23 protein-coding genes are annotated in these 25,142 nt (G+C 64.9%); 11 read left to right on the plus strand and 12 right to left on the minus strand.

What is annotated here, in order from left to right; all coding sequences use genetic code 11:
* Position 1 precedes the first annotated feature (1 nt).
* From J5474_RS00085 to J5474_RS00105, 5 genes are all read right to left on the minus strand, one after another.
* Entirely contained in the window at positions 2-1,618 is a 1,617-nt protein-coding gene (locus tag J5474_RS00085) for an ABC transporter substrate-binding protein (RefSeq protein WP_209358314.1), read from the minus strand.
* Between the two features lie 64 nt (positions 1,619-1,682).
* Entirely contained in the window at positions 1,683-2,603 is a 921-nt protein-coding gene (locus J5474_RS00090) for an ABC transporter permease (protein ID WP_209358315.1), read from the minus strand.
* Positions 2,603-3,493 carry an ABC transporter permease gene (locus tag J5474_RS00095; RefSeq protein WP_245216169.1) on the minus strand — a complete coding sequence of 297 codons (891 nt, stop codon included), beginning with the start codon at positions 3,491-3,493 and terminating at the stop codon, positions 2,603-2,605. The genes J5474_RS00090 and J5474_RS00095 overlap by 1 nt, the downstream gene beginning before the upstream one ends.
* Positions 3,486-4,085 carry an ANTAR domain-containing response regulator gene (locus J5474_RS00100; RefSeq protein ID WP_209358316.1) on the minus strand — a complete coding sequence of 200 codons (600 nt, stop codon included), beginning with the start codon at positions 4,083-4,085 and terminating at the stop codon, positions 3,486-3,488. Before J5474_RS00100 ends, J5474_RS00095 begins: the two co-directional genes overlap by 8 nt.
* Positions 4,082-5,182 carry a transporter substrate-binding protein gene (locus J5474_RS00105; RefSeq protein ID WP_209358317.1) on the minus strand — a complete coding sequence of 367 codons (1,101 nt, stop codon included), beginning with the start codon at positions 5,180-5,182 and terminating at the stop codon, positions 4,082-4,084. Before J5474_RS00105 ends, J5474_RS00100 begins: the two co-directional genes overlap by 4 nt.
* A 750-nt stretch (positions 5,183-5,932) precedes the next feature.
* Between J5474_RS00105 and J5474_RS00110 the strand changes: the two genes are divergently transcribed.
* The 3 genes from J5474_RS00110 (at position 5,933) to J5474_RS00120 (ending at position 8,488) form a co-directional block, all read left to right on the plus strand.
* Entirely contained in the window at positions 5,933-6,592 is a 660-nt protein-coding gene (locus J5474_RS00110) for a hypothetical protein (protein ID WP_209358318.1), read from the plus strand.
* Positions 6,593-6,698: 106 nt separating this feature from the next.
* Positions 6,699-7,355 (plus strand): dienelactone hydrolase family protein, encoded by a 657-nt coding sequence (locus J5474_RS00115; protein WP_209358319.1) that lies wholly within the window; start codon positions 6,699-6,701, stop codon positions 7,353-7,355.
* On the plus strand, positions 7,352-8,488 hold the full coding sequence (locus J5474_RS00120) for a CapA family protein (protein ID WP_342453992.1): 1,137 nt from the start codon (positions 7,352-7,354) through the stop codon (positions 8,486-8,488). The genes J5474_RS00115 and J5474_RS00120 overlap by 4 nt, the downstream gene beginning before the upstream one ends.
* A gap of 119 nt (positions 8,489-8,607) precedes the next feature.
* Here the strand turns inward: J5474_RS00120 and J5474_RS00125 are convergent, their stop codons facing one another.
* Positions 8,608-10,044 (minus strand): preATP grasp domain-containing protein, encoded by a 1,437-nt coding sequence (locus tag J5474_RS00125; protein ID WP_209358320.1) that lies wholly within the window; start codon positions 10,042-10,044, stop codon positions 8,608-8,610.
* A gap of 86 nt (positions 10,045-10,130) precedes the next feature.
* On the opposite strand from J5474_RS00125, the gene J5474_RS00130 reads away from it, so the two are divergent.
* On the plus strand, positions 10,131-10,967 hold the full coding sequence (locus tag J5474_RS00130) for a class II glutamine amidotransferase (RefSeq protein ID WP_209358321.1): 837 nt from the start codon (positions 10,131-10,133) through the stop codon (positions 10,965-10,967).
* A gap of 171 nt (positions 10,968-11,138) precedes the next feature.
* On the plus strand, positions 11,139-11,714 hold the full coding sequence (locus J5474_RS00135) for a hypothetical protein (RefSeq protein WP_209358322.1): 576 nt from the start codon (positions 11,139-11,141) through the stop codon (positions 11,712-11,714).
* On the opposite strand, the gene J5474_RS00140 is transcribed toward J5474_RS00135, so the two are convergent.
* The 4 genes from J5474_RS00140 to J5474_RS00155 all read right to left on the minus strand — a co-directional run bounded on the left by J5474_RS00140 (position 11,715) and on the right by J5474_RS00155 (position 16,252).
* Positions 11,715-12,212 (minus strand): EF-hand domain-containing protein, encoded by a 498-nt coding sequence (locus J5474_RS00140; RefSeq protein WP_209358323.1) that lies wholly within the window; start codon positions 12,210-12,212, stop codon positions 11,715-11,717. It abuts the gene before it with no gap.
* A gap of 652 nt (positions 12,213-12,864) precedes the next feature.
* Positions 12,865-13,137, minus strand: a complete 273-nt coding sequence (locus J5474_RS00145; protein ID WP_209358324.1) for a hypothetical protein — start codon at positions 13,135-13,137, stop codon at positions 12,865-12,867.
* A 101-nt stretch (positions 13,138-13,238) separates the two neighbouring features.
* Entirely contained in the window at positions 13,239-13,949 is a 711-nt protein-coding gene (locus tag J5474_RS00150) for a hypothetical protein (RefSeq protein ID WP_209358325.1), read from the minus strand.
* Positions 13,946-16,252, minus strand: a complete 2,307-nt coding sequence (locus J5474_RS00155) for a Lon protease family protein (RefSeq protein ID WP_209358326.1) — start codon at positions 16,250-16,252, stop codon at positions 13,946-13,948. The genes J5474_RS00150 and J5474_RS00155 overlap by 4 nt, the downstream gene beginning before the upstream one ends.
* A 324-nt stretch (positions 16,253-16,576) precedes the next feature.
* Here J5474_RS00155 and J5474_RS00160 point away from each other — a divergent pair, with 324 nt between their 5' ends.
* The 5 genes from J5474_RS00160 to J5474_RS00175 all read left to right on the plus strand — a co-directional run bounded on the left by J5474_RS00160 (position 16,577) and on the right by J5474_RS00175 (position 22,298).
* Positions 16,577-17,830 carry an APC family permease gene (locus J5474_RS00160; protein ID WP_209358327.1) on the plus strand — a complete coding sequence of 418 codons (1,254 nt, stop codon included), beginning with the start codon at positions 16,577-16,579 and terminating at the stop codon, positions 17,828-17,830.
* 72 nt (positions 17,831-17,902) lie between these two features.
* Positions 17,903-18,034, plus strand: a complete 132-nt coding sequence (locus J5474_RS22950) for a hypothetical protein (RefSeq protein ID WP_280842477.1) — start codon at positions 17,903-17,905, stop codon at positions 18,032-18,034.
* 429 nt (positions 18,035-18,463) lie between these two features.
* Positions 18,464-19,384, plus strand: a complete 921-nt coding sequence (locus J5474_RS00165; RefSeq protein WP_209358328.1) for a DMT family transporter — start codon at positions 18,464-18,466, stop codon at positions 19,382-19,384.
* Positions 19,385-19,457: 73 nt separating this feature from the next.
* Positions 19,458-20,732, plus strand: coding sequence for a phosphopyruvate hydratase (gene eno / locus J5474_RS00170; protein WP_209358329.1), 1,275 nt, complete (start codon positions 19,458-19,460; stop codon positions 20,730-20,732).
* A gap of 159 nt (positions 20,733-20,891) precedes the next feature.
* The gene (locus tag J5474_RS00175) at positions 20,892-22,298 is read left to right on the plus strand and encodes an ATP-binding protein (RefSeq protein WP_209358330.1); all 1,407 of its coding nucleotides are present in this window, start codon (positions 20,892-20,894) and stop codon (positions 22,296-22,298) included.
* A 30-nt stretch (positions 22,299-22,328) separates the two neighbouring features.
* Here J5474_RS00175 and ccmE read toward each other — a convergent pair whose 3' ends face one another.
* Together ccmE and argC are read right to left on the minus strand one after the other, a co-directional pair.
* The gene (ccmE, locus tag J5474_RS00180; RefSeq protein WP_209358331.1) at positions 22,329-22,778 is read right to left on the minus strand and encodes a cytochrome c maturation protein CcmE; all 450 of its coding nucleotides are present in this window, start codon (positions 22,776-22,778) and stop codon (positions 22,329-22,331) included.
* Positions 22,779-23,103: 325 nt separating this feature from the next.
* Positions 23,104-24,132 (minus strand): N-acetyl-gamma-glutamyl-phosphate reductase, encoded by a 1,029-nt coding sequence (gene argC / locus J5474_RS00185; RefSeq protein ID WP_209358332.1) that lies wholly within the window; start codon positions 24,130-24,132, stop codon positions 23,104-23,106.
* Positions 24,133-24,533: 401 nt separating this feature from the next.
* Between argC and J5474_RS00190 the strand changes: the two genes are divergently transcribed.
* Complete coding sequence (locus J5474_RS00190) at positions 24,534-25,136, plus strand: BLUF domain-containing protein (protein WP_209358333.1); 603 nt, start codon at positions 24,534-24,536, stop codon at positions 25,134-25,136.
* Positions 25,137-25,142: the final 6 nt, after the last annotated feature.

The following is a 25,142-nucleotide window of genomic DNA, read 5'->3' on the forward strand; positions in this document are numbered from 1 at the left end:
CTTACTCGGTTACGTAGACGTAGTCGTAGTTCACCGGGATCGACACCGGGTCGACATAGAGCGCGTCGTCACCACCCATGCGGGCGGACTTCATCGTGTAACGCTGCTCGTTGAAGACTGGCACCCAGGGCGCTTCCTCCATCACCTTCATGTAGACATCGGACCACATCTTCAGCCGCTCGGGGTCCGAGGGGTCGGTCATGCTGTCGGCCTTCGTCGCCATGTCGTCGATGCTCTCGTCGCAGAACTTCGACCAGTTCCAGCCGCCCTCGCCCGCACCGGCGCAGCCGAGGATCGGACCATAGAAGTTGGACGGATCGGGGAAGTCCGCAATCCAGGCCATGCCGCCGGACCAGATCATCGGGGCCTGGCCCGCACCACCGGCCTCGATCACGTTAGCCTGCGCGAGCGAGCGGATATCCACGTCGACGCCGATGGCCTTCAGGTCCTGCTGGATCGCCTGGGCGATGCGCGGATTGGGGTCGGTGTTCATCACGTAGAGCTCGGTGGAGAAGCCATCGGACAGGCCGGCTTCCTCCAGCTTTGCCTTGGCTGCCTCGACGCCGAAGGCGTAGCCTTCGTAGCCCTCGGTGTAGCCCGGCATCGACGGCGGCAGCGGCTGGGTGGCGGGGACCGCGCGGCCATTGATGATCTGGGTGATGCGCTCCTTGTTGATCGCCATGTTGATGGCCTCGCGCACCGGCAGCTTGTCCAGAGGTTCCATGGCGACGTTCAGCGTGATGTAGCCGGTGTGCAGCTGGCCGCCCTCGACCACACGCGCCGCCTGCTCGGGGTCGCCCATGACTTCCTGGAACTTCGCCGGCGGGATGCCGTCGCCGGGGACGTCCACCTCGCCCTGCTGGAGGCGCAGCAGCGCCACGATCGGCTCCTGACCGACCTCGAAGGTCACGCCGTCGAGGTAGGGCACCCCGTCGCGCCAGTAGTCTGCGTTCTTCTCGAAGACCAGCCGCTGACCGATGGACCATTCCCCCAGCTTGAAGGCGCCGGTGCCCACGGGATGCTTGCCGAAATCGGTCCCGTATTCCTCGACCGCTTCCTTCGGCACCACGGAGGCGAAGTTGAGCGCCATGACATGAAGGAACGTGGCATCCGGGCGCGAGAGGGTGATCTTCACCGTCTGCGGATCGATCACCTCCACACCGGAGAGTGAGGTCGCGGTTCCTGAGGCCATCTCATCATACCCGGCGATTGAGGCGAAAAAGCCCGCACCCGGGGACTGCGTTTCGGGGTTGGTCACACGATCGAGCGAGTATTTCACGTCCTCGGCAGTCATCACGCGGCCGTTGTGGAATGTTACGCCCTCGCGAAGCGTGAAGGTGAAGACCGTTCCGTTCTCGTTAATCTCGTAGGCCGAGGCGAGGCCCGGTCGCAGCTCGGTCGTGCCGGGAACGTAGTCCATCAGCCCGTCGAACAGCGACTTGATCATCGACCAGTTCTGCCAGTCGTAACCGATCGCCGGGTCCAGCGTGGCCACGTCGTCCTTGTAGGTAACGGTGATCATGCCGCCGGGCTTGGCATTCGGGTCCGGCGTGTACTCCTGTGCCAGCGCGGGCAGCGCGGCGGCCAGGAAGGCGGTGGAGAGGAGCAGTTTCTTCATGGTCGTTTCCCTGTTGCTTGGTGGTTGTCGAAGGTGAGTGGTGGTCGGTCGTGAAATCCTCGGATCAGCGCAGCCTTATGCGGGGATCGACGAGCGGTGTGATGATGTCGGCGAGCAGGTTGCCGAGCACGATGGCAGCGGCGGAAACCATTGTGACTCCCATGATGATGGGAATGTCGACGCGCTGGATGGCCTGCCAGGCCAGCTGCCCGATGCCGGGCCAGCCAAAGACGCTCTCCACCACCACGATTCCGCCCATGAAGATGCCGATATCGATGCCGATCATCGCGATGATGGGCAGGATCGCGTTGGGCAGCGCATGGCGCATCAGGACGCGGCTCCGGGTCAGGCCCTTGGCGCGGGCGGTGCGGATGTAGTCCTGACGCAGCACGTCGATCATCGAGGATCGCATCATGCGCGAGTACCAGCCCGATCCCATGATCCCGAGCGTCACGGCAGGGAGCACAAGGTGCGCCGCCGTGCCGTATCCACCGATGGGGAACCAGCCCAGCTGCACCGCGAAGACGTAGAGCAACAGCAGCCCGACCACAAACTGCGGCGCGGAAACGGCGACGAAGGAGGTCACCATCAGCCCTTGGTCCAGCGGCCGTCCCCGCCAGACTGCGGCGACGACGCCCAGCGTCAGGCCGATGACAAGCTCGCAGGCAATCCCCCCGACCATCAGCAGAAGCGATGCCGGGAGCCGCGCGGCGATCAGGGTCGAGACCTCGGTCTTCTGCAAGTAGCTGCGGCCCATGTCGCCCTGCACCAGCCCGGCGAGGTAGCGTCCGTATTGCACCAGCAGCGGCTGGTCGAGGCCCAGCTGGGTGCGGATGTTCTCCACGGTCTGCGCGGTGGCAGACCGCCCCGCGATCTGACGCACGGGGTCCGCGGGCAGAACGTAGAGCAGCACAAAGGTGATGAAACTCACGCCCAGCAGGATGAGCGCCGACTGGACGAGGCGGCGGAACAGGTACCCGGCCATCAGTCGTTCCCCCTCTGTGTCGGGTCGAGCACATCGCGCAGCGCGTCCCCCACCAGGTTGAAGGCCAGCGCCAGCAGCAGAATTGCGGCGCCGGGGATAAAGACGAGCCAGGGCGCGGCCTGGAAATAGGTCTGGTTCTCGAAGATGATGTTGCCCCAGGAGGGCGTCGGCGGCTGCACCCCGACCCCGAGGTAGGAGAGCGTCGCTTCGAGCAGCACGGTGACGGAGATCCCCAGCGTGCCCCAGACGATCAGCGTCGGAACAAGGTGCGGCAGGATGTGCCGGAACAGGATGCGCGACCGCGACGCGCCCAGCGTCTTCTCCGCTGCGATGAACTCGCGCTCCGACAGGGCGGTGGTCTCGGTGTAGACCACGCGCGCCGTCTGCACCCAGTTGACCAGGGCGATGACCATGGCGACGATCCACAGCGACGGCTGGAAGATCGCCGCGAGGCAGATCGCCAGCAGCAGCGCCGGGAAGGCCATCATCAGGTCGGTAAAGCGCATGAGCACCGCGCCGATCCAGCCGCGCATGAACCCGGCAAGGACCCCCACCAGCGTACCGATCACCAGAGCCACGCCGTTCGCGACAACGCCGATGATCAGCGAGGTCTGCGCGCCGTAGAGCATGCGGCTGAGCAGGTCCCGGCCCAACAGGTCGGTCCCCATCAGGAAATCCCCGCCCGGCGGGAGCGGCTCACCCAGCAGCGTCAGCCCCTCGAAGAGTTGCTCGTCGGGGGGATACGGCGCGATCCAGGGCGCGAGCACCGCCCCACCGACCACGAGGACGATGATGGCGCAACCGAAGAGCGCCAGCTTGCGGCGCAATAGTCGGCGCAGAACCCCCGCGGGGGCGATGGCGGCTACGTGGGCTCCAGTCGTCTCAGCCATGATCCTCGTCTTCCCTGTCGCCCCTGACCGAAGCGACGATCCGGTCCGCCGCCGCCTCGAAGCTCACGCGCCAGGCCATCGCGAGTCCGCGCAGCTGCTCGTAGGCCTCGTTCTCCGTCTTGCCCCGCGCTGCAAGAAGCGCCACGGCCTGCACCACGGTCTGCCGCTGCCCAAGCCGGCGGCGAAGGTTGTCGATCTCGCCTGCAAGACCGATCCGTGCATCGAAGGTGGACCGCGCGATCAGCAGCGCCGAGTAGACCCCGTTGTCGCCGACCGGCTTCAGGAGCTGCGCATCGACGCCGAAATTCATCAGCCACTCGATCCGTCCCGGCGCCTCCGACCCGATAAGAGCCACGGTCGGCAACGGGGCCTCGCCGGGCGCCCACGGAAATTGCTCGTCGTACGCGGTGTCCACGTCGAGGAAGAGATAGTCCGCCGCGCGCACCGAAACTGGCAGTTCCGGCCAATGGCATTCGACATCGAGCCCCACCGCCTCGAGCTGTCGGGCAAGTGCCGTGACGTTGGCATGTGGACGGTGCAGGATCACCGCCCGCGCCCCACCCAGGTCAGGGATTCTCAGACGCCGTCTCATGGCACCACCCGCAGCAGCGGCTGAAGCGTTCCGCGCGGTCGGGTCAGGTAGGGATCCCCGGCGATCGGCTCATAGGTCTTGATCGGCGCGAAGGCCCCATCGCGCACCTGAGCGATCGTGACCGGCAGCGTGACGTGATGGGTCCGCGCACTGATCCCCACCGCGGAAGCCCCCGGCAAGGCCAAAAGGTCCGGCAGGCTCAGGGTTTCGGCATCCGGGGTCCCCGACAGCAGCCGGGCCAGCATCATGACCGAGGCATGCGCTGCTGCCTCGAAGGAGGACCCGAAATCCTCTCGTCCTTCGTTGCCGGACAGCGCCGGTGTCAGCCCCCGGAACCACGGTCCGGCCGAGATCACGCCTTCGGCCGCCGCACCGATGACACCCAGCTCCGCCTCGGTCATGTTGCAGGACAGCACGGGGCAACGGCCCTCGCCGAACGCGGGATCGCGAGCCCTGAGTGCTGCCATGGTTTCAAGGAAAGCGTATTGGGACGGCCCGATCAACTGGTTCAGGACGAAGTCGGGCTTCAGTGCTGCGATCTCGTCTACGAGGCGCGCTATATCGGTCGATCCGATCGGAACATAGCGCTCGCCCAACACATCGCCGCCGACCTGGGCGCTGACCTCACGGGCAAGGCGGTTCATCTCCCAGCCCCAGATGTAGTTCGACCCGGTCAGGTAAAGACGGCGTCCGTAGGTCGAAAAGCTGTGGTCGAGCAGCGGCAGAAGATGTTGGTTCGGGCACGCATGGGCATAGACCACGCGGTCGGAGCATTCGAAACCCTCGTAGGGCGTTGGATACCACAGCACCCCACCAAGACGTTCCAGGCTGGGAATGACTTCCTTGCGGCTCCAACTGGTGGTGCAGCCGACCACGTGCCGCGCGCCACTTGATTTCAGGATGTCCTCGCACAGCGGCGCATAGGCGTCGATGTCACCACCGGGGTCGCGTTCCACCGGGCGGAAGACCAGATCAAGCGTCGCGTCGCCATTGACCTGCTCGACGGCCTTCAGGGCCCCTTCTCGGCTGGCCCGGCCCATGAGGTGGTAGGGACCTGAGGTCGAAAATAGAAGTCCGAGATTTAAGGTGCGGGTCACACGACACTCCGGAAACGAAAAACGCCCCGCACCCAAGATGCGTCACGAAGACGGCCAACGGGGTGCGAGGCGCTTTTGCCAATATGTTGGAACAAGCTTGTGCAATCGCGGACGTGGAGTCAAAAGGTTTCGGTTTCTCGTCCGGGACCGCCCTGCGTGACTGCCTGTTCCTTAGGCAAGGGGCGGTGGAGAAACGCCGGAGAGGGGCAACGGATCCTCAGTCCTGCCCCGGAAATGCGGCGACACCGAGTCCTTTGGTCAAACCGGCGATCCAATCCATGATCAGCTGCAGCACCGTCTCGGCGATGGTTCGAAGGAAGTCCATCTTGGTCGTGTTCGGCCGGAAGCTCGGACGCTAGCCCGCTGGGTCATGGTGTTCTGGTGAGGTGCCCAGCCGATCTGAGCCGGTTGCCCGAGATGCGTGTCCCCTCGCGGAGCTCCCTCGGCCTCCATTAGCCACGCGGAGTGCCGCCCATGGTCCCGCTTGCGTGGACGCCGCAACGTCATCGTTTATTTGCGCTCCCACGACAGCTTGCGAAAACCTCTCCGCCCGCCGGACCTAGCCTCAGCGGGCCCAGCAGCCCTGCATTCGAGGAGTCTGCCAGTAAGGCTTTTCGCAAAATCGGCCCATTTCGCCACTTTAAAAAATGGGTTTCGGGCGGTTCCCAACACGCGCGTTCATCCCGAAACCTTCAATGATCCCCCCGGCGGAGTGCATGCCATTGCTCGGGGCGATCTCCCCATGACAAGATGAACACACCACCTTCACCATTCCCCCTTGAACTCCTCGATCGCTGCATCCACGCCTTCCGGGCCGTCCAGCAGGCCCCCATCCGGACGTCCGGTCTCCTGCCGTTCTGGCATTCTATCCTGCTGACGACCCTTGAGTTCGTTCTGGCCTTCGACATCGCGCTCTGGGAGGGCTCCGCCATGGGCGACCCGGTGGTGAACCTGATGTTCAACATCGTCCTGTCCACCATGATCGCCCTGCTTTACTCCATCCCCTACTGGTCCGAAGGGCTACCCCGCCTTGGCGAGGTAGCCCTTCGGACCCTGGTGTTCCCGGCTGCTGTCACCGCGCTGATGTTCCTGTCCTCGATCGTGCCGCCGCTTAACGGGACGCAGGCCAGGACTCTATTTGCCACAGCACCCGCGCCACTGATGCAGATCTGGGCTCTTGCCGGGCTTTGGGGCTTCGTCTTCCTGTGGTCTTGGCTGACGGCTTGCATCACCCCATGTCTGCGTGCCGACGCAAGGCGTGCGGACGCTTTTCGCGTGCTTCGGCGCTTCGCTTGGATGGGATGGGATGGGGCAAGGTTGGGCTGGGGTTGTCTCTGGCCATCGTCCCGCTGGCCCGGAGGCTTTGGCGGGGTCGCGCCATGGCCGGTTCCAGGGATCGTAGGGATCTAACGCCAGATGTATCGCCTGCCCGGGCAAGGAGCGCGTTGCAGAACGTTTCGCACGGCCTGTTGTCCACGATCAAGGCGGCAGGCTGCGCGTTGGTCGACAAGGATGCATGGACAGGAAGCAGACTTTCGCCGTCCGGATTCCGGTCCGGGCCTCTGACTTGGTCTTGCCAGGTGATCTCGCGCTTGCCGACGGGGACACAGGCTTAGTGATCTTTGCCCACGGATCCGGATCAAGCCGGATGAGTCCGCGCAACAAGGCCGTTGCCAAGGCGTTGGCAAAGGCGGGCCTTGCGACGCTGTTGTTCGATCTGCTCACCGAAAAGGAAGCCGCCAAGCGGGCCAATGTCTTCGACATTCCCTTGCTCGCTGCCAGGGTCAGGGACGCGGTGGACTGGGCAGGCATGGAGGCAAGGCTTGCCGGACTTCCGATCGGGTTATTCGGCGCCTCGACGGGTGCGGCGGCAGCCTTGGTGGCCGCCGCAGACCGGGCGCAGGATGTCGACGCAGTCGTCTCGCGCGGGGGGCGGCCTGACCTTGCCGGCGATACCCTCGAAAGGGTTGCCGCCCCGACCCTCCTCATTGCTGGCGGCAGGGACGACGTGGTCATCGCGCTCAACGAAATGGCGTTTGACCAACTGAGGTGCGAAAAGCGGCTTGATATCGTCAAGGGGGCCACGCACTTGTTCGAGGAACCCGGAACACTCGAAGAGGTCATGGAGCTCGCGGCAGACTGGTTCATCGCCCACCTTGGGCGGCGACCGTGAAACGTCCGCCGGGTTGCCTGCGCCTGTTCCTCGGCGGCGACGTGATGCTCGGGCGCGGTATTGACCAGATTCAACTGCGGTCCTGTGATCCCCGGATTTTCGAAAGCCACGTTTCATCGGCACAGGACTACGTCACCCTTGCTGAACGTGCGAGCGACGCGATCCCGCGCGGCGTCGGACCCCGCCATGTCTGGGGCGATCTTCTGGCTGACCTCGATACACGGGACGTGGACCTGCGGTTGGTGAATCTGGAAACATCGATCACATCAGGCGGCACGCCTGATCCGCTCAAGGGTATCCACTACCGGATGCATCCCGCGAACGTCGCGCAGTTGCGCGCGGCAGGGATCGATGCCGCAACTCTTGCCAACAACCACGTTTTGGACTGGGGGCGAAACGGCCTCGCCGAGACATTGGATACTCTGGCGGCGGCGGGGATCGCCCGTGCCGGGGCCGGGCGGGATGCCGCCGAAGCTTTTACGCCCCTTTCCCTGGGGCTCCCGGGCGGGGGCCGGTTCCTTGTGCTCGCACTGGCGCTCGGCGACTCCGGCGTGCCCGCATCCTGGGCCGCCCGCCCGGACCGACCGGGTGTCGCGAGGCCGGAGCCAGAGGACGTCCCCGATTGGCTGTCCACCCGACTGGCCACACTGCGTCGGGTCGGCGATATCGTCGCGCTTTCGATCCACTGGGGCGACAACTGGGGGTACGCGATTCCCCCGACCCATCGTGCCATTGCGGCGGCGGCGGTGGGGGCCGGAGTCGACCTGGTGTTCGGGCATTCTTCACACCATCTGCGCGCCGTGGAGGTGATCGACGGTCACCTCGTGATGTACGGGGCTGGCGACCTGGTCAACGACTACGAGGGGATCGGCGGGCATCGGGAGTTTTGCCCTGATCTGGTGCTGGGCTACGTCGCTGACATCCGGCGCGACAACGGGAGGCTGGTGGCGCTGGAAATGTTACCCTATCGGCTCCGCCGGTTCCGGCTCGAACGCACCGACCGCGAGGCGGTCGATTGGCTCGCGCGCCGAATGGACCGCGAAGCGGGCCGGTTCGGCGGCCGCGTGGCGCAGACCCCGGAGGCGACGCTTCGCCTGGAATGGGCGGAGGACGCCGCGCACGATCCGGCCTGATCCGAGGCTCGAGACTGAACCGGGATCCTTGAACAAAACGGGCTGGCACTGACCAGTGGGTGCGCCAAACCGGATGCAGGGGGCGCCTGCGCAGGCAGGTTGCGGCACCCTGTGCACGTCTATGCGCCGAGCCGCCTCCGGGCTTTTTCCAACAGGTGCTCGGCCCTTGCCTGGTTGTCCGCCATGGCCACGGCATCGAAAATCGATTGCCTGCCCGGTTGCGGCGGAGAGGCGATCAGGATCCCTTCGCGACTTGTGCCGGAACGGAAAAGCAGATCGCCAAGACGACGGCACAGGCTGTCCACGTCCGACACCGCGCCGGGCAACTGCCCGCCGTGCGCGACCACGATACCCTTCGGCGCCTCGCCGCACAGGAACCGCCTTGTCGCGGCCAGCGGGATTGATACCCCGCTCCAGCGTCCGTTGCATTCGATCCAGTGCAGTTCCGTTTGCCCGGATGCCGCGACACGGAGCACGGCGTCAAGAGAACAGGGCCCGAAATAGCCCAATCGCTGCAACACGGCGCCGATCCGGATCGCCTCTTTCGACATCTCCTCGGTGATGCTTCGGTCCAGACTGGCCCGCGCGGCGCCGACAAAGGCCCCGGCGGCGTCTTCGATCCTTTGCTCGAAAAGCCCGAGAAGCCGCGGTGGCCCTTCGGAGACATGCGGCAGCCACATCTGGGCCGAGGGGCTGCCGATGACACCGCTTTCCCAGACGCCGACGAGGATCGGATAGGTTCCGGCCCATCCGGCGGCGGCCAGGCGTTGCATCAGCAGGTCGCGGATGTCCGACAGATGCCGCCCGCGCAGCATCGCGGCCTCGATCCGAAAGTTTCCGGCGGCACCGGCGCTGTCGGGGACCTTGACCACGACCTGATCCGCCGTTCTCGCCAGATGTGCAACCCGGGCCGCGGCGGCGGCCGGGCCAAAGACCATCTGCGTCGGCGGAACCGCGTCCCGCCCGGCCACCTGCCGCGCCAGCGCCCAGAACCAGAGCTTGTCGTTGGCGCGGCGCGAGATACGCGGAGAAGGCCCCGAGATCCAGACCCTTCCCTGCCCCTGTCCGGCCAGGTTCTGCGCAAGCCTCCATTCGTTGCCGGTCGTCAGGTAGGCTTGGATCGTCAGCGATCCTGCCTTCTCGAGCCTTTCCGTGATGGGTCCGCGCAGCTGCGGATCTGCCTGGCACTGGCCTGCGACCGGTGTCGGATCCCGGGTGTCGGCTTGCAGGTAGGTCACCGATCGGATGCCGAGAACGGTTTCGAGGTATTTCTCGAATTCGGGCACGCGTCGGCGCACCACCACGATGTCCCCGGGCATGGCGAGCAGCGCCATGCGGTGATCGTTGAACCCGACCATCTCGGGCGTATAGAGCGCGATCCCAACCTGGTCACCGATCAACAGCGACGGGCCCGGGCCAACCCCCTGGTGGACCCGGGGTCCGAAACCGAGCGCGGACAGTAACGCCGGTTCATCGCGGACCAGGCGATCGGCAAGCTGCTCGTCTTCAGCGGATTCAGGCGCGACTTCGGGACCCGTCAGCGGTGTCGTCATCATTGCTGCGGCCTTTCTGCTGTTTCATTTATGGCCTGACACATGATAACAGGGAAGGTAACCAGGTCGACCGGAGCCACTGGAACCCGATGTGCCGCCTTTATGCCATGCATGCCAACGAACCCACTCGGGTTGAGTGTGGGCTGGTCAAGGCGCAGAACGCGCTCATGGCGCAAAGCCGCAGCGACAGGGAAGGTCTGATGCACGGCCACGGATGGGGCGTCGCGGATTACCCCAAGGGCCCTCCGGTCGTCGAAAGGAAGACCTGGGCCGCGTTCCACGGCGAGCATTTCGCGAAGGCCGCAGCCCGGGTCTATGCCCGGACCGCCGTCGCCCATGTGCGTCGCGCGACCGTCGGGCCGCCCAGCCTGGAAAACACCCACCCCTTCGACCACGGCCGATGGATCTTTGCCCACAACGGCACCCTCCCGAACTTCGACGACATCCGTTTCAGGATGCTCGAGGCGATGGACCCGCTGCACCGCTCCGAGATCCGGGGGCAAACCGACAGCGAGCATGTCTTTCGCTACCTTCTGAGCCTGTACCTCCGCGATCCCGGGCCCGGCCTGCTGGCGTCGGTCCGCCAGGGGCTCGACCAGATCATCGCCTGGTGCGCGGAGGTCGATCCGTCGCGCCGCGTCGGCCTGAACATCGTGCTGACGGACGGAGAGCGATTGGTCGGCTCGCGGCTGAACCGCTCGCTTTATCAGTTGCGCCGCGATCACCTGCACACCTGCGCCCTGTGCGGCCAGACGCATGTCAAGCACGAGGCCAGCGAATCCTATTGCGCGATCGAGGTGGCGTCCGAGCCCCTCACCCATGACGAGACCTGGACCGAGATTCCGAACGGGATCGTCTACGAAGTAACAGAGGATTTCCAACTGGAAATGCACCCGTTGTCGGTTTTCGATCCGCAGCTGAAATGAGCAGGAAACGACACAGCCTTCACCGGCTGTTCCTGCGCGCGCGAACTGCAGGGGCCGACCCGGTTGCGTCGCGCCAACCGGGTCGCTGCGCCTCGGGTCCGGCGCCCAGGCCGTGATCTCCTCAACAGTACCGTCGAGGTTCATGAAAAGGGTTACCACCTGGAGATCCGGGTGCAGGCTGCGGATGTCGGCCGCAAGAGGGGCAAGGTATTCGGTGTGGACCGCCGTCTCCTTCTCGGGGTCGGCGGCAAAATCCTCGCCCGGGATGGTCTTGTAGGCGCCGCAATCGCGGTGATCCATCATGAGCACCTGGTGGATCTGGCGCAGGTCGATCGCGACCTGCGAGTGGTCGCGGAACGTCTTGCCCCATTCGCCGAACTTGTCGGTGAGCGCACCAAGCGATGCCCCGGCCAGCACGACAGGGTCGTACCTGTCGGTCATGCCACGCCCGCCCATGGATCGGACGAGGTCGTCGGTCGGGCGGAAATCCATGCAGCTGAGAAGCAGGGCTTCCGTTGTCAACGCGCTTGCCAGCATCGGCCGGATCACCTCGTACAACCCGACGGCGCCGCCGAGCACCCCGAGCTTCAGGAAGTCGCGCCGCCCGGTGGCCGAGGACGGTCTGCCGAGATCGTTTCCAGTCCTTGCGATGTCACACTTGATTGTCCCCCTTTCCTGACGTCTTTCGCCGCGCTGTGCCCGTCGCTGCCGGGATATGCCGACCCCACACCCCGCAGCGACCGATAATCAGAACGGGCTTTGCTGGGCGCGGAATTCCCAGACGGTCACCTTGCCGTCCTTGTCCCCGTCAGCAGACTCGTAGCTGGCCTGGGCCCTGGCCATGAATTCGGCCAGCGTGACGCTGCCGTCCGCATCGGCGTCCATCGCCTTGAACCGGGCGGCGCGGTTGACGTACAGCCGTTCGACGGCCCGCCGACCGGCAGGCATGGCCATTGGGGCGCTGTCCAGGTACTCGTCTTCGGTGACTTGGTCGTCGCCGTCCGCGTCGAACCGGGCGAAACCGGCGCTTGCGTGGCTCGACGCCTCGGCCGCGCTGACGATCCCGTCGCCATCCACGTCGATGGCGCGGACCATGGCATTCATGTTGGCGTAGCCGAAAGTCATGACGCGGACCTGGTCGTCGTCGTTGCGGTCATCGTCCGCGAAGGCCGCGCCGGTCCCCGACAGGGTCATGGCCACGACGCTTGCGGCCAGCAGGCTGCGCATTGGAATACCTTTGAACATGGGTGTCTCTTTCTGGTCAGAAGCATGGAAGGGAGCCCCGGGCCGGAGGATGGCCCAGGGCAGGCGATAGCGAGCATGCGGCAATCCGGGATCGGGCGAGATGCTCCGGCAGGCGGCTCGCCCCATGTCGCGTCTTTCTGGTCGCGTCTTTCTGGTCGCGTCTTCCTGGAGCCCGACTCCCAGCCAGAGGCCAGGTCGACGGAATGTGTATGCCTCACGGCTGCCCGGCATCGCATTGTCGCCCGTCAATCGCGGGGTATGCGGGCCCCGCGTCAATCCATCAGCGGAGGCCGGCCCTCGATGGTCCGATGATGCCGGCATACCCATGTCGGCCCCGCGGAGGGGGACGACGGCGTGGAACTTTCCGTTCGCCGCGCGCCGCGCCTTTGTCGCGAGGCGCCGCAGGTTGCGAAGCTGCCTGGCTTCAATCCGCCTGCGCCCGTCCCAGCCCGTCCAGAGCCCGCCGGAGTATCCCTATGCTGGCGAAAGGTTGACCCACATACCTGCCACGAACCCTGTGGAATAGGTCTGTCTGGGAAAAGGCGAACCCAAGCTATCCACTGTTTTTTCCAACAGAGCCAATGCACGCGGATAACCCGACGGGCTGCCAATCACGGGGCACGCATCATTGTCCCAACCGCGAGTGAGCGATTCAATGGAAGCGATGGATGCAGGGTGCCCGCTCCGCCTCATCTTCACCCTCTGCCAAGGTCAACCCGTCGACGACCATACTGAGGATGTCCGAAGCCGGAATCTCGGCCCGGGCCAGATTGGCCACCATCTCGACGATGAGACGGTCCGTCAGGCAATCCAGACAGATGCCCCTTTGACGAGCACGTTGCCCCAGCAGCGCCATTTGCTCGTTAAGAAAATCTTCGAAACCCGGCTCGCCTTCGTGAATGGTCCCTTTCGTTTCGCCCTGCATTAACTCTCCTGTCTCGTTGCTGCACCCTGAAGCCTGCGAAAGGTTCAGTGACACCAGCTTAAGCCTTTCCCGAAATTTTCAGGCTTTCTTCAGGCGTCGGCTCATTCCTGTGCGTCTTCGCCCTTGTCGTGTCGAAGGCGACCTGCTCCGAGAACCGCCAAGGGACATCTCGCGGCCGCGAAAAGCTGCCGTAGATCGTCCTCGCTCCGGAACGGCCCGTCGCCGAGGTCGACGACGACGGCACTCGCATAGTGGCGGTCGACGAGGTCCACAAGCGCCGCCGGTTCCGTCTGCCGCTCGGCCCGCAATGGCAAGACGGCCGTCGACACGCCCCGCGCCATCGTTTGGGCCAGGCTGTGAGATGCCTCGGACGCCCCCCCTTCCGCTTCGAGAAGCAACACCTTGCCGCGCCGCGCCTGCATCGGCCTCTGACCCAGAACCAGGATGTCGGCCTCTCCGATCTTCGCGCAGGCCGCACTGACAAGCTCCCCGGTCTTCAGTTCGCAGGCCCAGTCCGTTTTCATCTCTGACGCCACGCTGGAAAGCCGCCGACGGAACTGATCGGCGTCCGCCTTGGCAATGCGTCTCAATCGGTTTTGCGACGGAAACGCAATGAGCGCACCTGAAGATGAAACCAGCCTGTGGCCGGGGCCTATTTGCAGGGCGGCGGCATCAGGCTCGATGATCAGGCCGGTCGGCCTGGCACGAAAGACCTCGAGGATCGCTCTGCAACAGGCAAGTGCCGCTTCGGCACCGCCAAGGCTCTCGGCGGCAATGACGAGATTTCGCATCTGAATGACGGAATTCGTCATGGCTGATCTCCGGTTCCGGCCAGCGCATCCCGCGCCGCGAATGCCTTGCGCGCGTTCGCGAACGCCTCCAGGCGGGCCTCGACCAGCGCGTTCACGCTGCCATGTGTAAAATTGCCGTCTTCCTCGCGCCGGCCCGCAGGAACGCCCGTCATAAGTTCGATCCCCTGATCGACGGTCGCGATCGGAATGACCTGAAAGCGTCCCGATGCCACGGCATCCGTGACCCGCTCGCGCAGCATCAGGTGCTCGACATTCGCGGCGGGAATGATCACCCCCTGTTCGCCGGTCAGGTCCCGCTCGGCGCAGATATCGAAGAAACCTTCGATCTTCTCGTTCACCCCGCCGATGGCCTGCACCTCGCCCAGCTGGTTGACCGATCCGGTGATGGCCATATTCTGGCGAATGGCCTGTTCCGACAGTGCCGACAAAAGAGCGACCAGTTCCGCACAAGATGCGCTGTCGCCCTCGATTCCGCCGTAGCTCTGCTCGAAGACAAGGCTGGCATGCAGCGAAAACGGTACGTCGAGTGCATAGGTCGCCGTCAGATAGCCGGCGAGGATCATGACCCCTTTCGAATGCAAGGGTCCGCCCAGTTCGACCTCGCGCTCGATATCGATCAACTTGCCCGTTCCCATCCGCACGCGCGCAGATATCCGCGACGGTCGGCCGAACCGGAATCCGCCCAGTTCGTGAACCGACAGGCCATTGATCTGCCCGACCTTTCGTCCCTCCGTATCGATCAGGATCGTCCGCCGAGCGATGGTCTCCAACACGCGGTCGCGCACGCGGGAGGCGCGCCGGTCACGTTCCGACACGGCCCGATCGATATCCTCCCGCCGCACCTTTTCGACAGGCTCCGCGCGGGCATAGTGCTCCGCCTCGCGAAGGATATCGGTAAGGGGGCTGAGGCGGAGCGAGAGTTTCGCGGCGTCCTCGGCAAGACGCGTGGCTTCGTCCAGAAGCCGCGCGAGAGCCTCATCGGACAGCGGCAGCAGGTCTTCCTTCTCGGCGTAGTGTCGCAACAGGCGGGCCATGTCGGCAAGACTGTCGTCGCTGCGGGTGACGGATTCCTCGAAATCCGCCTGCACCTTGAACAGTTCCTGGAAATCAGGATCGACCATTACGAGAAGCTCATGCAGCAAGCGGTCGCCAATCAGCACCACCCGCAAATCGAGCGGTATCGGATCCGGTTCGAGCGAGGTGGTCGAGAACAGGCTGATGCGGTCGGCAAGGGACGTGATCGCGATGGAACGTTCCTTGATGCTGCGTTTGAGTGCGTCCCAGGCATAGGGCTCGCTCAGCACCCGCCGCGCATCAAGGACAAGATACCCGCCATTGGCCCGATGCAGGGCACCGGGACGTATCAGCGTAAAGTCCGTCACCAGAGAGCCCATCTGGGAGATATGCTCGATCCGCCCTGCAAGGCGGTCGAACGTAGGCAGGTCTTCGAAGACGATCGGCGGCGTTTCTTGCGCCTCTGCAGGATGCGCGACCATTACGTTCACCATATAGCGCCGGAACAGCGGTTCGAGATGCGCCTTGCCCAAGGCTTCCGGGAAGGGGCCGTTCGGCTTTTGTGCGGCGGCCCGCAAGAACAGTTCCGGGTTCTCGATCATGTCGTCGTGAACACGGGTCAGAAAGCCGACGAGCTCCGGTGTGTCGTCCAACGCATTCCGTGCCTCGTCGATCCTGGCGGAAACGGCGCGTCCCGCCATCTCGGCATTCAGGGCTTCGATCCGTAGCCTGTGCTCGCGCTCCAGTTTTGGCGCGTTGCTCAGCACTTCGGTCAACTCCCCCTGGAATCGAGCGATCTTCTCTTCGATCACGGCTTGCTCGCCTTCGGGAAGCTTGTCGAACTCGTCGGTCTTGATGACCTTGCCGTCCCGCATCGCCGCCACCATGAAGCCCATCGGCGTCCTGATCAAAGCGATGTCTTCCGTCCGGGCGCGGCTGGTAAAGTCCGCCATGGCTTTTTCCTGAAGCTCTCCGAACTCTTCATCGATTGCGCGGCGCTGTGTCTGGTATTCCTCGGAGTCGAAGAGCGCGGGTATTTCGCTGGCAAGGTCGTCGACGACGCGGGCCATTTCATCTCTCAGGAGTTCGGCCTTTCCCAGCGGCAGCCCCATCGCGATGGGTTTGTGCGGCTCGTCGAAATTGTTGACATAGACCCAATCCTCGGAGGGCGCCCGCGGCGACGCGTGGGTCCGCAGCACCGTCTCGACGGCCGTCCGTCGCCCGGTTCCCTGGGGACCAAGAACGAAGAGATTGAAATCGTTGTGACGGATTCCGATCGACAGGCGCAAAGCGGTCAGTCCCCTGTCCTGTCCGACCAGGGCAGCTTCAGCAAGTGGTTCGGACCTGACCCGCGCAAGCAAAGCCGGATCGCAGCGTTTTCTCAGTTGTTCCACCGCCAACGTACTTGGAAGCTCTGGCGCCATGGAAAATCTCCCTTACGAACATTTGGCTCCATGGCTAAAGGCTTCGAAAGCATGGGGCGCTGATCTCGGTCAAGGTGCAAGGGAACCGGCGCCATTTATGCTGCGCAAGGAAAGGCGGGCCAGGCTCGCGCCAGGATCGCGCCAGGATCGCGGATGTATCGAAGATGCACGAGTTTCGGGGAGGTCGATATGGGAACAGGCCGGCAGCCAGGGACCGGGAGCCGGGAACCGGGGCTCAGACGATCCATCGGGCTGGCGGGGCTGGCGCTGTACGGCCTCGGCGTTACGATTGGGGCGGGAATATATGTGCTGGTTGGCGAGACCGTGGTGCGCGCCGGGCCCCATGCCCCTGCAGCCTTTCTTCTCGCCGCCTTCGTTATGGCCTTCACCGCCGCGTCCTTTGCGGAACTGTCCGGCAGGGTGCCAAATGCGGCGGGAGAGGCGGTCTATGTGAAGGCCGGGTTCCACCTGAACTGGTTGACACTGGCCGTCGGGCTGGCGGTGCTGATCGAGGCAATGATCGCCGCGGCGGCCATCGCGGTCGGCGCTTCGGGATATGTCGCGCAACTGCTCCCGCTACCAGGCCCGGCGCTGATCACGATGATCGTGCTTCTCATGGCTGCGGTCGCGGCCTGGGGCATCCGCGAATCCGTCGCGCTTGCGGGCGCGATGACGCTTGTCGAGATTGCAGGTCTTCTGGTGATCATCGTTTCGGGCATCGGCAGGGACCCTTCCATCTTGGCAGAGCTGCCCGCGTCGCTCTTGCTTCCCGTCTCCGACGCGGCCGTTGTCTCCGGCGTCCTGTCGGCCAGCCTGATCGCGATCTTCGCCTTCATCGGGTTCGACGACATCGTCAACCTTGTGGAAGAGGCGCGAAATCCGCGCCGGGATGTTCCTTGGGCCATCGGCATTTCGCTGGCGCTTGTGACGGTGATCTATGTCCTGATCTCGTTCGTTGCCGGCACGGCCGTTCCCGTCTCGGCTTTAGCCGAGACGGCCGCACCGATCAGCTTGCTCTTCGAGGAATTCACCGGGTTTCCACCGCTTGCGATCAACGTGATTGCGACCATGGCCACCATGAACGGCGTGGTGATCATCCTGATCATGGCCGCGCGCGTGGCCTACGGATTGGCGCGCGAAGGGCGGCTGCCCGCATGGCTGGGTGCAGTCTCGCGGAAAACGCGCACACCGGTTCGGGCAACGGTGCTGGTCGCGGGCGCTGTCCTGGCCTTGGCGCTCTTCACGCCGCTGGACGTCCTCGCCAAAACGACGTCGGGCATCATGCTTTGCGTGTTCTTTGTGGTCAATCTTGCCCTCGTGCGACTCAAGATGGGTGGTGGGCCGGGGCCGGAACAGGGGTTCTGTGTGCCGGCAATCGTGCCCCTGGCAGGGGCAGTCCTCTGCCTCGCCTTGCTGGCGGCGGCCCTGTTCGTCGGCGCGTAGCTGGAAAATGAGATGGATCACGGTGCAATTCACGGCATCCGGTATTGACCCGAGGAAAAGAGGAGGTGGACCATGAGATCTCTGGGTTTGAAACCCATCGTTTCCGCGGTGCATCATGCGAATGCCTGGGTCAACGAGGTCGTCAACCGGACGGACTGGGGCAACAAGCAACACCCGTATCGCCTGGGTTCGCATTCCATCTGAAGACCTCGCTGGTCTCCGGTAGACAAAAGGAGCGCTGTTCACGGAAGCCAATGTCGGCCAAGCAGGATGCTGTCGCAGCATCTGAAACGAGCAATGAGCGGCAAATCACGGCCAGGCTTTTACACACTGCTTGTCCAAGAGCACCGAATCCGCGTTGGCCGCTACCTTCGGGGCGACTGCATGCTCGTCGAAGATCATCCGAACCGAGATACCCGTCAGGGACCGTATCGCGTTGCCATTCGGGGGATGGTCACCGTCCGTCGCACGGTAAGGTAGCTATGCCCCTGGTGCCTCAATTTTTGCTGTATCGAGCGCATCCAACGGCCGGGCAGCGCCTCCTCTGGCCCCTATCCCGGCGCGGCCGCGCCCACAAAACATGCTCCCGTCACGCGTCTTGCCCTGCCTGGCGAATCCGGTCACAAGCGCATCATGACCCTCCGTGCCATCCTCCTCATGATCCTTTCCATGGCCTTGCTGGCCGGGTCCGATACCTTTTACAAGCTCGCCACCCTCGCCGCCCCCACCGGGCAGGTCATGACATTGGTCTCTCTGGGCGGCACGGCGCTTTTCATAGTCATGTCGGTCCTGATGGGTGTTCGCCTCGTCACCCGCGAGGCGCTGCATCCAATGATCCTCCTGCGCAATGGCTTCGAGGTCGTCGGCGCCATCGGTCTTGTCACCGGCATTGCACACGTCTCGCTGCCGGTCTTTGCCGCGATCCTCCAATCCGGTCCGCTGATCGTGACCCTCGGCGCCGCGATCTTTCTGAAGGAAGAGGTCGGCCCCCGCCGCTGGGCCGCCATCGCCGTGGGCCTCTTCGGGATGCTGCTCGTGATCCGGCCGTGGTCGGCGCAGTTCACCGGATACGAGCTTTTCGCCGTTATCGGCATAGCCGGGCTTTCTGGCCGCGACCTCGTCACCCGGCTGTCGCCCGGGCATATTCCGGCACTGGCCATCTCGACCTGGGGCTTCGGCATCACCATCCCTGCAGGTCTGGTGCTCTGGCAGCTTGCGGATCAGCCCTCCGACTGGTCCGGGCCGACGCTGCTGGCCTGTCTCGGCGCCATCGTGGTGACCACCGCCGGTTACCTTGCCGTTACCACCGCCATGCGGCTCGCCCCGGCCTCCACCGTCGCCCCCTTCCGGTACACGCGGCTGATCTTCACCCCCGCGCTTGGCATTCTTGTCTTCGGCGACCGCCCGGACCTGATGACCTACGCGGGCTCCGGCATCATCTTCGCGGCTGGGCTCTATACCTTTCTGCGCGAACGCGCGCTGGCCCGCAGCGTGGCCCCCGCCGCGTCCGCAACGGTACCGTTAGCGCAACCCACGCCCTGCAAGGGCCGTTAGCGGTAACGCCACCGTTTACAAATCCCGCGCGGGCGTGCATGACATCCTCAAACGCCCAGCAGCGGAGACCCCCATGAGCACCATCATCGACATTCACGCGCGCGAGATCCTCGACAGCCGCGGCAACCCCACCGTTGAGGTCGACGTCACCCTTGAGGACGGCACCCTGGGCCGCGCCGCCGTGCCCTCGGGCGCATCCACCGGCGTCCACGAGGCCGTCGAAAAGCGCGACGGCGACAAGTCCCGGTACATGGGCAAGGGCGTGCTGGAGGCCGTGGCCGCCGTCAACGGCGAGATCGCCGAGACCATCGTCGGTTTCGATGCCACCGAGCAGGTCGCCATCGATCTCGCCATGTGCGAACTCGACGGCACCGACAACAAGGGCCGCCTCGGCGCGAACGCCATCCTCGGCGTGTCGCTGGCGGTTGCAAAGGCTGCGGCGGATTTCTCCGGCCAGCCGCTGTTCCGCTACGTGGGCGGCACCTCCGCACGCACCCTGCCCGTCCCGATGATGAACATCATCAACGGCGGCGAGCACGCCGACAACCCGATCGACATCCAGGAATTCATGATCATGCCGGTCAGCGCGGAAAACATCCGCGAGGCCGTGCGCATGGGCTCCGAGGTCTTTCATACCCTGAAGAAGGAACTGTCTGCAGCAGGCCTGTCGACGGGCATCGGCGACGAGGGCGGCTTTGCTCCGAACATCGGCTCCTCGCGTCAGGCGCTGGATTTCATTCTGAACGCCATCGAAAAGGCCGGCTACAAGCCCGGCGACGACATCATGCTCGCGCTCGACGCGGCCTCCACCGAGTACTTCAAGGGTGGCAAATACGAGATGAAGGGCGAAGGCCTGTCGCTGACCCCCGCCGAGAACGTCGCCTACCTCGAAGCGCTGGTGAACGACTACCCGATCCTGTCGATCGAGGACGGCTGCGCCGAGGATGACTGGGAAGGTTGGAAGCTGCTGACAGACACACTGGGCAACCGCGTGCAACTGGTGGGCGACGACCTGTTTGTCACCAACCCGGACCGCCTCGCCATGGGGATCGAACGCGGCTGCGCCAACTCGATGCTGGTCAAGGTCAACCAGATCGGCACCCTGACCGAAACACTGCAGGCGGTGGACATGGCGCACCGCGCGCGCATGACCAACGTCATGTCGCACCGTTCGGGCGAAACCGAGGATGCGACCATCGCCGACCTCGCCGTGGCCACCAACTGCGGCCAGATCAAGACCGGCAGCCTCGCGCGCTCCGACCGGCTGGCAAAATACAACCAGCTGATCCGCATCGAAGAGATGCTGGAGGACACCGCGATCTATGCCGGGCGCTCCATCCTGCGCTGAATATCGGGGGGCTTCTCCGAAAAAGTCCCCTTATACCCTTTTGTCCCCGCCCGGTCCGCAGGCGCCGACCAGATGGGCATGGAGGCAGGGCAACAGGCACGCTATGATCAGCCCTGCCGCGCTCGTGGCAGGGCTGATCCATATCTGCAGGATGAATTGATGCCTCGTGGCAGTTACGAGGAACGTTTGGACGACATCCGGCGCACCGAGTACGGTCTGCGCTCGGAAATCTACGTCCGCTATGGCGCCGTCGTCCTCGGGACCCTCGCCGCATGGCTCCTTTACGACCAGCGGCTCGCGCTGGTCTGGGCCGCGCTGCATCTCGGTTTGCAGATCCTCCTGGCGCTGCTGCTACGTCGCCGACTGTCGCTGTCCGCCCGCGAAACCTACCGCGCGGCCCTGACGGTCTATGTGCTCGCGGGCGTGATTTTCGCGCTATACCCGATCTTGCTGATCACCGCACCTGACAGCCCGCTGGCCCTGCGCATCGCCGGCGGCGCCGGCCTGATGGGGCTGTCCATGTACATGCTTCAGCGCCGCCAGCGCGAAGCCGGCATGGTCATCAGCGACGCCCTCCAGGCCAGCGCCATCGTCGCCGCTTTCATCCTGATGATCCTTCCCGATATGCCCGACGTGCGGGCAGCCATTCTGGTAACGCTGGTCGTGCTGGTGCTCTACGTCTACTTCATCGCCGCGCTGCTCTCGGGGATGAAGCAACAGGCCCTGCTGCGCGATACCCAGAGCCGCTATGCCTCCTCACAGAAGGCGCGCGCCCTGAACCAGTTCGTCGGCGGCGTGGCGCATGACTTCAACAACCAACTGACCGCGATCCTCGGGCATCTCGAACTGTTCGAGGTCCTCGATGATCCCGATGAACGCAGGACCGCCATCTCCGAAAGCCGCCGCGCCGCCCGCCGCGCCGCGCTGACCGTACAGCAACTGCTGGCTTCGTCCGGCCGCACCCGTCTCGCCCCGCGTGCCGTGCCGCTGGCGGCGCTCCTCGCCGACCTCAAGTGCGTGCTGGAGGACCTGCTCGAGCCAGGTATGCGCGTTACGGTGGTTCCCCCGGGCGAAGCCGAAATCGCTTGGGTCGACGCGGACATGCTGGAAACCTGCCTGATCCAGCTTTGCCTGAACGCGCAGGACGCGACTCTGGCCCAGGGCAAGATCCGCCTCTGGGTGGAGACCCGCACCACGCTACCCGAACAAGAAAGCCCGATCGGCGCGCCCCCGCCCTATTCCGTTCTGGTCTGCGAAGACGACGGTCCCGGCGTGCCCGCCGAGGCGCTGCACATGCTGGCGGAACCCTTCTACACCACCAAGAGCGCCTCCGAGGGTGCCGGTCTCGGCCTCTCCGCCGTGGCCGGCTTCGCGCGCCAGTCCGGCGGCGCGCTGATCATTTCGCGCGCACCGCTGGCAGGCCTGCGCATAAGCCTCGCCCTGCCGACAAGCGCACCACCGCGACGGATGCCAGCCAATGCTGACGCCGCACAACAGACGACCGAAGCCCCCGCCACCGCGCCACTCGAAGAACGCGGCGCTCCCCGCACGTCCGAAATCGTCTGAGCCCCGGCCACACCGGCAACCGCTTACTATTCAGCTTCCGGGCGCCTGATACACGCCCTGTTCCTTCAGCGCGTCGACCACTTCCTTGGGCATGTAGGTCTCGTCGTGCTTGGCGAGGATCTCCGAAGCCTCGAACACCCCCTCCACATAGCGCCCGGTCCCCACCATGCCCTGGTTCTCGTCAAAGAGATCCGGCAGCACACCGGTAAAGACCACCGGCACCGTCGCCCCGCCATCGGTCACGGAAAAGCGTACCGTCTCGCCCTGACCGCGTACCAGCGTGCCTTCCTCGACCAGCCCCCCGATGCGAAACACCTCCGTGGCCCGCGGGGGTTCCGCCATGACCTGGCTGGGCGAGCGGAAAAAGTTGATCCCGTCGCGCATGGCATAGCCAATCAGGCCCGTCGATATGATCAGCGCCCCAGCCGCCAGCGCGATCACCTGGATCCGCCGCTGCTTCTTCAGCGATTTCAGCGCCATTCCATCCTCCGAAACATATCCCGTCCGCTATATATGCGATTCCTCCCGCGCTGTGGAGTACCGCGTCGAAATGACCCCGCCATCGGCCCGGCTCCCCCGCGCTTCTTTGGTTCGACAAATACCGCGGGGGTGAATTCTCCGCAGGAGAAGAGGGGGCAGCGCCCCCCGCGCGGCTTGCCGGGAAGATGCCTCACCCGTGCGGCCCCTTCCCGGCAAACGACGCCCCGGAGGCTCACGCCATGGTTGAGGTTCCCCAGCCGCATCGGCCCGGCTGCAAGGCCGGACCGATGCTGATCCGGCGCGCGTCAGCGCACCGCATTCTACCTCACGGAAAGCACGGGGCCAGCATCAGCCCGGCCGTTTCCTCCAGCCCCAACATCAGGTTGGCGTTCTGCAATGCCTGCCCCGCGGACCCCTTGCACAGGTTGTCCAGCGTCGCCACCACGATGGTCCGCCCCGGCAGCCGGTCGCCCACAACGCCGATGTGTACGAAGTTCGACCCGCGCACGTGGTGGGTCGAGGGCGTCTCGCCCATCGGCAGCACCTCCACGAAAGCCTCGCTCTCGTAGGCCGCCGCCAGTGCCGCATGCACCGCCGCCGCCTCGCCTCTCACGTAGGCGGTGGCGAGGATGCCGCGGTTGAACGGCCCCAGATGCGGCGTGAACTGTATCGTCACCTCCCGCCCGGCGAGCCTGGAAAACTCCTGGTCGAACTCGCCCAGATGCCGGTGCGTGCCCCCAACGGAATAGGCGTTCGTGCCCTCCGACAGTTCCGCGTGCAGCAGGTTTTCCTTCAGTGACCGGCCCGCGCCGGAGACCCCGCACTGCAGGTCTAGGATGATCTCGTCGAGGTCGATCACCCCACCCGCGATCAGCGGCCGCAGGATGAACTGCCCCGTCGCCGCGTTGCAGCCGGTCCCCGCGACCAGCCGGGCGCCCGCGATCTCTTCGCGGTAGAACTCCGTCAACCCGTAGACCGCCTCTTTCTGCATCTCCACCGCTGCGTGATCATTGCCGTACCACTGCTTGTAGGCCTCCGGGTCGCGCAGCCGGAAATCGGCAGAGAGGTCGACGATCTTCACGCTCGTCGGCAGCTTCGAAATCACCTCCTGCGAAGTCTTGTGCGGCAGCGCGCAGAAACACAGGTCGATGGTCGAGAAATCGATCTGCTCCCAGGTCACCAGATCCGGCAGGTCGAGGTGCCGCAGATGCGGGAACACCTGCGCCATGCTCTGCCCGGCCTTGGAATTGGCGGCAAGCGCGGTGATCTTCATCGAAGGATGGGTGGCGATCAGCCGGATCAGTTCGGCACCGGTGTATCCGGAGGCGCCGATAATGGCGATGGATTGGGTCATGGGACACCTGTCGTGTTGAAAGGTCGAGAAAACGGCACGGCGCAGCGCGCTTCCGGGCGCGGTGCGGTTGCGATCATCGTCGCAGCGAAGGGGCGAATAGGCCAGCCATGCAAAGTCTCCTTGCCGCACGCATAGCGCGCGCCGGGCACGGAATCAACGCCGAACGCCATCCGGCCCCGCCCGCCCAAGCGATCGGTTAAGATTTTAATGGCACTGTATTCATGTGGTCCCGTCGAAGCCGGCGGGATCGCGGTGGCAGAATCCCCGACCCCAGACCGACGATCACTGTCGTCGGCCCCGGCGGCAGCGGCAATTCCGCCCGCGCCCTCCGGGAGAGCCAGAAGACCGGAACCCGCCACGCGACGCCCCACCGTCCGTGCCCCGCAAGAGGAGCGAATGCCATGACCCCGTCCCCCGGCCACCGACCGAACCCCGTCTTCCTGCCGCCCGACGGCAGGCGCTCCGGCATCGGGGTGGCGGACTTCAGCAATATCGTCGAGGACGCAACGCGTCTCGCCCCCGCGCCGCTCACCCGCGCCATCATCGTCAGCCACACCCGCACGCGCCTGACCGACGCGCAGCTCGACCAGTTGATGATGACGGAATACGCTCTTAACAGCCGCATCGGCCTCACCGGGCTGCTGCTCTACAAGTCACGCAGCTTCTTCGAGGTGCTGGAGGGCCCGCAGGCCGCGCTCGACGCCACGCTGGACCGGATCTTCCGCGATCCCCGCCATTTCAAGATGAAGGTGCTGCTGCGTACACCGGCCGAACGCCGCCGGTTCGAGGGCTGGTCCATGGGTTTCCGCCGCCTTGACGGCACAACCCACGGGGCACCCTGCTATTTCCCATTGACCCGGCGCGAGCTTGAGGCCCGCTTCCCGCACGGGGCCACGCGCGAGATCCTGCATTTCCTGCGCGCCTACCTCTCCTTCCGCCTGCCGGCCCCGGCCTCACCGCCACGCCCGGTGCGCTGCGCCGTGGCAACGGAGATGCAGGCCTGACCCGCC

This window comes from Sagittula salina, assembly GCF_017813235.1.
Taxonomy (GTDB): Bacteria; Pseudomonadota; Alphaproteobacteria; order Rhodobacterales; family Rhodobacteraceae; genus Sagittula; species Sagittula salina.